Below are 1,279 nucleotides of genomic sequence, written 5' to 3' on the forward strand. Positions count from 1 at the left end.
ACAGCACGCCGAGCAGCAGGAAGCCGGCGGAAAAGGTGCCGATCAGATTGGGACGGATGGTGGCGGTGCGGTAAAGCGCCGAGATGAACCCAAAGGCGAGGATGCGCGACAGCATGACGCCGGCCGCCGACGCGGTGGCGAACATGCCGAATTCGGATATCGACAGCGTGTTGGCCAGCGCGATGAAATAGGCCAGCGAAAACACCAGTCGCCCACCGGCACCGCTGATCGCTGAGAAATAGTCGCGAAGCAGCCCCCGTCGTTCGGCCAAAAAGCTGCCGATCCGGGCGAGGGGCCGCCTTTGCGGTATGTCACTGGCCTGCGTCATGTCTCAAGGAGAGCCTAGGCCGGAAAACTTAACGTGCCGTTCTGGCGGCTGGGCTTGTGTCGAAAATAGATGCAACCGAAACGAGAAACCGACGCTTCGGCGCGGGAAAATTAACCTTTTGTTTTCCATGCCTGTTTAGCGTGGCTTAACGAATGGCCAATCTCCGTTCGCAGGTCGCCAAGGGTAAAGTTCCAGACGATGGTCGACAGGGAAAACCGCGAAGACTGGAAGCGCGAGCGCTCGTTGCTGGCGCTGGGCCAGGCTGTGCGTGGCGACGAACCCGACGCGTCGCTGGTCTCGATCGGCGACCGGGCAGACCCGTCATGGCGCGAGGATGCCGCCACGCGTCATCGCCTCGCCCGCTCGCAGCGCGAGGCGCGCAACCCGAAACTGTCGGATCCGGTCGCGGCCGACGGGGATCGTGAGCAAGCTTACCGCGCGCAAACCTCGCCGCGGACACAGCCTGGGGCCGCCGAAACCGCTGGCGCTCGTCGCGCCGATCATACATCGGAACCTTACGCTGCAGGCGACGCGTCGTTATCCCGAAACGACGGCATGGACAGCCAGCAGTGGAAGCCGCTGATCGATCCGATGCAGGTGGTGCGCGGTGTCGGCAAGTCGAAGCTGCTGATCGTGACGACGACACTGCTGGGCGCCGCGCTCGGCATCACCATCGCGCTGTCGACGCCGAAGAAATATGAGGCCACCACCGAACTGATCGTCGACCCGCGCGACCTGAAGCTCACCGACCGCGATCTCACCCAGTCGGTCGTCGCTTCCGACGCCACGCTGGCCATCGTCGAGAACCAGGTCCGGGTGCTGACATCAGGCACTGTTCTCAACAAGGTCGTCGACAAGCTCAATCTGGTCAACGACCCGGAATTCAATGGGCAAGGCGGCGGCGGCCTCAGTGTCATGTCGCTCATTCGCTCCATCCTGTCCCGCAATGAT

General features: G+C 62.9%; 1 protein-coding gene and 1 pseudogene. One reads left to right on the forward strand and one right to left on the reverse strand.

What is annotated here, in order from left to right:
- Positions 1 to 328: pseudogene (locus ENZ74_RS32095) on the reverse strand (lipopolysaccharide biosynthesis protein); the annotation flags it as partial.
- Positions 329 to 526: 198 nt separating this feature from the next.
- Between ENZ74_RS32095 and ENZ74_RS32100 the strand changes: the two are divergent.
- A partial coding sequence (locus ENZ74_RS32100) for a Wzz/FepE/Etk N-terminal domain-containing protein (RefSeq protein WP_245471054.1) occupies positions 527 to 1,279 on the forward strand: 753 nt, incomplete at its 3' end.

Origin of the sequence: Mesorhizobium sp. M7A.F.Ca.CA.002.15.2.1 (genome assembly GCF_003998715.1) — a bacterium.
GTDB lineage: Bacteria > Pseudomonadota > Alphaproteobacteria > Rhizobiales > Rhizobiaceae > Mesorhizobium > Mesorhizobium ciceri.